Raw genomic sequence first — 7,632 nt, 5'->3', positions numbered from 1 at the left:
GAGCTTTCAGACTTTACAAGGAGAAGAATTAAATGAATAGAAAAGATCCCTATAAACCTATGCTTGAAAAGAGGGGAATTGGGCGATGGTGATGTTAATTCCCCTCTTTTCAAGAGGGGTGCCGAGCTTACGAGGCGGGGTGTTGAAATAGAAAAAGCGCATAACCTCAGTTATAACATAGTAAATTGCTAAGCAAATTTATCAGGCTGATTTTCTTCAGCTACTGCGGCATGAGGATCCTTAAATAAATCATCAATTTTAATCCCTAAATATTGCGTGATACTATAGATTGTCAGCAAGTTAGGCATACATTTACCGTTAACAATCTTACTTACAGTCCCCGTAGAAACGCCTAAATTATTATGAAGATCAACGCTATTAACGCCTTTAGCAAACATAGATCGTCTAAGATTAAAGCCAACAAGCTTAAGCTGTTGTTCAGACTCAATACCATTATTGGTATAAGTTAAATCAGAGGCAAGCTGTTTCATATTGCAAAGCTCAAAAACCTTGTAAATAAGAAAAAATTATAACTAAATGCAAAAAAAACGCAAGTTTTTATTGCCATACGACTAAAGACCCGATACGATAATAGCGGGTCATAGTTAAGCCCCCATCTTAACTGCGTTAGCCCCCATAATATAGATGGAACTATACGAAACGCAAGGAATATGACCCAACCGCCCCAAATCTTCCACAAAGAAGATAATACACCCTTCTCAACCAAGTGCAATAGTTTATTGCTATAATTTTTAATTATTCCCCTATCTGATCTATTTACAAACATTAAATATGTATTTAATGTCCAACACCTTTTTAAATCAAAGGTTTGTCTGCAAAATTTACATTTTTATCATCAAGCAACTGCAACTCAATGGTATTATATATTTAGCTTATAAGTAATGCTAGATGGGAGAATCTGTTTTTTATAGAGCACGTGTTACTGGCATGATTTTTCTGTAATCGAAAAACAGTGATTACTCAAATGCTTAATTTATAAGTTTTACTTATCAACAAATAACTAAGGGGGAACTAGTTATGAACAGCAAACAAGTATTAATCAATAAAAACAATGCATACTGGTCTGATTATTTAAAAGGCTGCACACAAAATGATATTGTTAAATCCACTAATACTATAGAGAAAAAAAAACAATTATTATTGGTAACACTGGACTTTGTCTAGAATGTTGTAAAATTATTTTTACGTCATATGATTATGACCTAATTGCTGTGGTTACTGAAGAGGAAAAAATACAGCAATGGTGCCAACAACAAAGTGTTTGTACACTATCTTATCAAGAATACCAAAAAAGTAATTACCAAGGTTATGTGTTATTTAGCATTGCAAACAACCACATTATCCCAAGAAATCTTATTGAAAAACATAATGTTCAGCATGCAATCAACTACCATAATGCATTGCTGCCTAGCTATGCTGGAACTAATCCTACAACTTGGGCAATTATTAATGGAGAAAAAAAACACGGGGTTACTTGGCATAAAATCTCTGATGAAATTGACGCTGGCGATATTATTCGACAAGAGGAAATAACAATTTCAAGAGAGGATACGACGTACAGCCTTAATATGAAGTGCACTCAAAAAGCACTGGCACTATTTAAAATATTATTATCTGATTTGTCAAATAATCAACTACAATTTCAAGCTCAAGCTTTAAATAAAAGAAGCTATTTTTCATTAAATCGCTCACTAAAAAACTATGGCTTTATTAATGATTGTGAAAGCTTAATGCAAATATCTCGTTACTGCCGCGCACTTGATTTTGGTGGCGATCAAGTAAATCAAATTGCTACAGCCAAACTTAGCTTTAAAGGATCAGTCTATTTATTAGGGGTACCTATATGGGTTGAAAAACCCAACAGCTTTTTTGATTTAAAAGGCTTATACATTGTTTCAAAGGATAAGGCACTACACTTTCCATCAATCTATAACTGTTATGGTATTGAAAAAAATATAAGTAAAATAATTAATTTTGAAGAGTTGCAAAAATACAGCATTACACTGAACGATAACCAGTGTCATCAACTAAAGTATATCAACAAGCAAGAGCGTAGTTACGCACTAGCTATCAATTCTTTGAAAAGCAAAGTGAATTCCACACTTCATTTATCAATGAATCATACGATACAAGAGTCATTAGAATATTCGATTAACACATCAAACTTAAGTACTACGCAGATTGTTGGTGCTATTTCATTGGTTTTACTGCGCATTTTTCATCAAAATAACTTCCTAGTCTCTTGTTATGTCGAAGACCCCGATTTAAGGCATTTATCCAATTTAGTCGACACCAAATATATGCTTGAGCTAAAGCAGGTGTTTAACGAGGAAAAGCTACTAAATTTTCAAGAATATATTCAAAATCACTCACGAAAGAAGCAAAACATTACCAAAGATTTTTATTATCGTTATAACTGTATGGAGTTATTAACTGATATTGCCATTTATCACGGTAATAGCTTTAATACTATATTTGCGCATAGATTGAATTTTGTTATCAATAATGGACAGCTTAATATTACGGGCATTAAAACTGATTCGATTGAGCTTAAAGGTATTGTTAGCGCCTTAACAACAATGTTTAAGCAATATAAATATTATTTAAATAGCAGCACTTCTATTAAAGATATTCCTCTTTTGTCAAAAGAAGAATATCAGAAAATTATTATTGACTGGAATAATACTGATAAACCTTACCCAAGGGATAAAACTATTTGCCAACTATTTGAAGAGCAAGTTGAAAAGATGCCCAATCATATTGCAATTGTATTTGAAGAGAAGCAGTTTACTTATAAAGAACTAAATGCCAAATCTAATCAATTAGCAAGATATTTACAGACATTAAGCAATATTCAACCTGATGATTTAATTGCAATATGCTTGGACAAAAGCTTAGAAATGATTGTTGGAATTTTAGGTATTTTAAAGTCGGGTGCAGCTTATGTGCCTATTGACCCTAATTACCCCAATGAAAGAGTTAAGTATATACTTAATGATACTCGCGCCTCTTTGCTATTATCACAATCACAATACACCTCTAGGCTCAAAAATATTTCAAAAGCAATCATTATTCCTTTGGATGAAGCTTACTATGAAAACTTTTCAATGTGCAATTTAAAAAGTTTAAATGAATCAAATAATTTGGCCTATGTTATTTACACATCTGGAACAACTGGGGAAGCTAAAGGAGCTTGTATAATGCACAAAGGCTTATGTAATATGGCGTTATCACAGCAAGAAATTTTAAATGTTGATGGAACTTCAAAGGTCTTACAGTTTGCATCGATTGGTTTTGATGCTTCAATATGGGAGATTTTTGGTGCTTTAGTCTCTGGGTCTCGGCTGTATATTATATCGGATGCAAAAAAAATCAATCTTAAATATTTTCAAAGGTATCTATCAGAGAATGAAATTTCTCATGCTACATTACCACCCAAAATTATAGAAAGTTTAGATTTAAAATACCTAACTAAGTATTTATGCTCTGCAGGAGAAGCTTTAAGCATAAAAGCTTTTAATAAATTAATAAAGTCCAAATATCCTGTAAATGCTTATGGTCCAACTGAAGCTACGGTATGTTCAACTATTTATCACTGTTACCATGACAGTATAAATTCAAGTATCGGTAAAGCAGTGGCCAACAATAAATGCTATGTTGTTGATGCTTATAATAACCCTTTGCCAGCTGGAGTGATTGGGGAACTATGTATTAGTGGGGTAGGATTGGCACGAGGTTATTTAAATAAAGCTAAGCTAACATCTGAAAAATTTATTCTTAATCATTTTACAAGCGAAATTGATAAAAAAAACAGTTATGATCGTTTATATGCAACGGGTGATTTGGTTAGATGGCTGGCTGACGGGAATCTAGAGTATATAGGGCGTAAAGATACTCAAGTTAAGATTCGTGGGTTTAGAGTTGAGTTATCTGAAATTGAAAATGCCGCAATGACTATTACAACCATTCGACAAGCTGTTGCGATTAACAAAGTAATTAATGATGATCACTATCTATTCGTTTATTTTACTGCAAGTAGTCAAGTGCAGACCGATTTAATAATAGAGCAACTTAAAAATAAATTACCGTACTATATGGTGCCCAGCGCCATATTGCAGTTAGATGAAATACCACTAACTACAAATGGTAAAACGGATATAAATGCTTTACCTAATATTACTTTTAGAAGTTCTCAAGTATATATAAAGCCAAGAAACGAACAAGAAAGCATTATTTGTCAGGCTTTTTCTAATGTGCTATCCATTGAAAAAATAGGTGTAAATGATGACTTTTTCACCTTAGGTGGCAACTCTATTAAGGCGATTCAACTTGCAATTGCTTTACAATCACATTTTGATATTTCGATATCTGAAATATTTGATTTGCGAACCCCCCATAAATTGGCAAAAAGTAGAGTTATGGTAATGGATTTATTGATTAATCGATTGCAGCAAATCAAGAAAACTTATTGTGATGATTTCAATATTCCAATTAATAAAGTACATAAAACCAAAAGAAATCAATACTTGAATGAAATTATTAATATGCCAAATATCATTTATAGGCAAAAGCCCATTAAAAATGTATTGCTCACAGGAGGAACTGGCTTTTTAGGATGTAATGTACTTAATCAGTTATTAATTTCAACAACTTATCACATCTACCTATGTATTCGTGCTGAGAATCAAATGCATGCAATAAAAAGAATAACAAAAAAATACCAAGTTTATTTCGATAACTTACTTGAAGAAAAATTTCATGATCGTATCACTTATCTAGTATGTGATCTAGAAAAACAGCAAATTGGCTTAACAGATATTGAGTACCGTGCTTTAATTGAAAACATCGATAGTATTATACACTGCGCAGCATTAACTAAGCATTATGGTACTAAAAATGAATTTTATTTAGCTAATGTACAATCAACGATTAACTTACTTGAGGCATGTGAATTAACTAAGCTCAAAGATTTTCATTATATCTCAACTGTTTCAGTAATATCGGGACTTATTCAAGAAGGTAAGCAAAATATTTTTACTGAGTCAGATCAATTAACATCTAACTCACAATGGAACTCACCTTATAATAAAACAAAGTACTTAGGAGAGCTTGAAACTATTAAATGGCGTCAAAAGGGAGTAAATAGTAATATATATAGAGTTGGTAATCTTGCATTTATGGAAAATGGCAAGTTACAGGAAGATATTCAAAGCAATTTATTTGCTCATTATGTTCAGTTTATTGCTAAATTAGGTTGCACTACCAAACATCTAGACAGTATTGAAATATCACCGGCTGATATCACAGCCAAAGCCATTATCAAACTATTTGATAAAGTTGAGTTAAGGAATATGACACATCATGTATTTAATAACAACTCAGTTCAACTAACAGATGGTCTTAAAAAAAATAATTATAATATCACTCTTGTAAGTTTTGCAGTTTTTATTGACCGGCTAGTTAAGTATTTACAAAACCATGTTCAATGTGATTTGGCTGGAAGATTTTTACTACGTATGGGATGGCAAAGTAATAAGGAGTTTTTTTCAGAAAAATCAAAATCATTGATACTAAAAGACAAAACAGATCAAATTTTAAGTCAATTGGATTTTGATTGGCCTATTATTGAAACTGGGCATTTAAATATGTATATTAGGCATTTACTGGCATCTCTAGAGGATGAAATTTTGTGCGCATAAAAGATAAAAAAGATATAACAACATCATTTTCTGAACTTTCTGAGATAGTACCTGGCGGTTTTTATTGGTTTGATACTAAACATCAATTAAGAGGTGCTAACAGTTTCATTCTTAAGATTGCAGGTATGAAACTTGAAAATATTCTAGGTAAAACACCTATAGAAATGCACCCTGAAGAAATGGGGAAAGAGATTGTCTTACATCATAAAAAAGTGCTGCAAACGGGGGAGAAAGTATTCTGTGAAGAGAGAATTATCAACCCAAAAACTCAACAAATTATTTTTTTTGATGTTGTGCTTTCTCCATTATATGATGAAAATCAAAACATTTTTGGTGTTTGTGGCATTTCCACTGATATTACTAAGCGAAAAAATTTAGAGCTTGAATTGCGTAGTAAAAAAAATCAGCTTGAGAAACGACTTGCTTTTCAAAAGCACTATATTAAATCGTATGGCTATGACTATATTAGTGCGCTTAAGTTAATTTCTGATTCGGTAGAAAATATTGAAGCGCGATTAATGCAATTAGATATTCCTCAAACTGTGCGTAGTGATCTAAACGATGAGTTTTATCAAGTCAATGAAAGTTTATCTGAAATTTATACACTATATCAGAAGATTAATACGGCAGTTTTGCAGCAAGACGAACGTGCGAAAATCGTGACTGTTGAGTCAACTTTGGAAGAAATCATTAAGAATGAAGTCGGTCTTGCCAATACTTTTATCAGCAGTGATTTAAAAACCAAAGTGACGTACCAGATTGAATCATTAGCACGTCAAAAACTATTGATTGACTATGCTAAGTTGCGTCATATTATCCGAACATTTCTAGCTAACTTCACAAACTCTGTGAATGCACAAAATAGTCATGACATCAATTTAACTGTTACTGCCAAAGCGGGCTTAAGAAGTAATACCTTGTATGTCACTTTTTCTTTTGATGGTGGAACGCCTTTTTTAGAGTTTGAGGGCGATACGATTCGTGCTGAGCATTTGCTTAATCATTCGTTAAATCATATCCCAGGCAGTAAGCATAGTTTGGCTTATGAGCTAGCATTAGCAAAGTCTCATATCGAACTACTATGTGATGGCGAAGAATTAAATGACGCTATACTTGATCAGCAGCAGTTATCATTTACCTTACCATTTAAAAAAGTGTACTATGAGGACAGAGCGCCAAAGCTCACAGCAATCATTAACGAGGTGAGCGATTAAATTTAACTACGCTAGAGGGGTTATGGATGAAGCTAGCAAACAATCATCAATATTTACAAAAAGCATTTCAAGAGACTCAACAGACAATGATACCATTTGAAAAGCAACTGCTTGATTGTGGAGATATATCTTATGAACTACAGCAAGTAATTGATTGTCTTGATGCTCAAATTTATTGGAAAAATAAGTATGGTGAATATTTAGCTTGCAATCAGGCAATTGCTGAATTTCATAGTAGAAGTATTGCATCAGAAATTTGCGGTCAAGCTGATGATCAATTATTTCCTGAAGATACTGCCAAAATGCTAAGATTTCATGATGATCAAGTTATGATGCTGAGAAAGAATACAATTTATGATGAATATGTAAATGGTCACAATCAATACTTCATATCTAAAAAAAGCCCCCTCTTTAATAAAAACCGTGAGGTAATCGGTATTGTTGGTGTGTCTATTGATGTTACCGAGCGCAAAAAGTTAGCGCTTGAATTACAACAAACCAAGGAAGGCATATTCACCTTTGAGCATGATATCGAAGTCGTCGCAAACAGCGATTTTCTGCATAAAGATTTGCATAAAAAATCGCAATACCTAACAAGTGGTACCGCCATTAGCTTAAGTATTGAGGCAAAGAAATTTTATAGGGATGTGATCAACGAATTATCGATCAAACAATTGGATGTGCTTTATCTGACTTTA

The 7,632-nt window shown here is 32.7% G+C and carries 5 protein-coding genes; 4 read left to right on the top strand and 1 reads right to left on the bottom strand.

Going from position 1 to position 7,632, the window contains the following annotated elements; translation table 11 throughout:
- Window positions 1-188: 188 nt before the first annotated feature.
- A complete protein-coding gene (locus ACY10D_RS03760; protein WP_486999438.1) occupies window positions 189-491 on the bottom strand; it encodes a helix-turn-helix domain-containing protein in 303 nt (100 codons plus the stop codon).
- A gap of 547 nt (window positions 492-1,038) precedes the next feature.
- On the opposite strand from ACY10D_RS03760, the gene ACY10D_RS03755 reads away from it, so the two are divergent.
- The 4 genes from ACY10D_RS03755 to ACY10D_RS03740 form a co-directional block, all read left to right on the top strand.
- Entirely contained in the window at window positions 1,039-1,185 is a 147-nt protein-coding gene (locus ACY10D_RS03755; RefSeq protein WP_486999437.1) for a hypothetical protein, read from the top strand.
- Window positions 1,186-1,232: 47 nt separating this feature from the next.
- On the top strand, window positions 1,233-5,720 hold the full coding sequence (locus ACY10D_RS03750; RefSeq protein ID WP_486999436.1) for an amino acid adenylation domain-containing protein: 4,488 nt from the start codon (window positions 1,233-1,235) through the stop codon (window positions 5,718-5,720).
- Window positions 5,711-6,934, top strand: coding sequence for a PAS domain-containing protein (locus tag ACY10D_RS03745; protein ID WP_486999435.1), 1,224 nt, complete (start codon window positions 5,711-5,713; stop codon window positions 6,932-6,934). The genes ACY10D_RS03750 and ACY10D_RS03745 overlap by 10 nt, the downstream gene beginning before the upstream one ends.
- 26 nt (window positions 6,935-6,960) lie before the next feature.
- Window positions 6,961-7,632: PAS domain-containing protein (locus ACY10D_RS03740; protein WP_486999434.1), on the top strand; the 672-nt coding region annotated here is incomplete at its 3' end.

Source organism: Cysteiniphilum sp. (genome assembly GCF_057495195.1).
This window is presented reverse-complemented; position numbering and strand designations above follow the sequence as displayed.

Bases quoted from the DNA above. Each gene is read 5' to 3' on its own strand.
- ACY10D_RS03760 (WP_486999438.1), bottom strand. From the start codon at position 491: ATGAAACAGCTTGCCTCTGATTTAACTTATACCAATAATGGTATTGAG.
- ACY10D_RS03755 (WP_486999437.1), top strand. From the start codon at position 1,039: ATGAACAGCAAACAAGTATTAATCAATAAAAACAATGCATACTGGTCT.